This window comes from Neisseria sp. SLRRB23 (assembly GCF_050896295.1).
Lineage (GTDB): Bacteria > Pseudomonadota > Gammaproteobacteria > Burkholderiales > Neisseriaceae > Neisseria.
The window spans coordinates 1-358 of record NZ_JBPBFH010000140.1; the positions used below are offsets into that span (position 1 = coordinate 1).

Here is a 358-nt window from a genome sequence, read left to right on the forward strand (position 1 = left end):
GTCGAGTCTCGTGGGCTCGGAGATGTGTATAAGAGACAGTCCCAACCGTTTCCAAACAGACAAACAGAACGCGTCTGTCCCGCCAGACAATCGCCTTTCAGACGGCATCGGCTGCCTCGAAATTGCCATCCCAACTGCAACGCCTGTTCCTCGACCTGAACGTCAAAGCCGATATGCCCCTGATTTGCCAGAGATGTATCAAACCCATGCCGTTCATGCTCGATGAAAGCAGCCGTATCGTCCTGTTTTCCGACGGTTCCGTACTATTTGTACTGTCTGCGGCTTCGTCGCCTTGTCCTGATTTTTGTTAATCCACTATCTGTCTCTTATACACATCTCCGAGCCCACGAGACTCGAC

At 52.0% G+C, this 358-nt stretch carries 1 pseudogene; it reads left to right on the forward strand.

From position 1 onward, the window contains the following. Positions 1-131: 131 nt before the first annotated feature. Positions 132-254 (forward strand): annotated as a pseudogene (locus tag ACRPFF_RS11525) (YceD family protein); the annotation flags it as partial. Between the last annotated feature and the right edge of the window lie 104 nt (positions 255-358).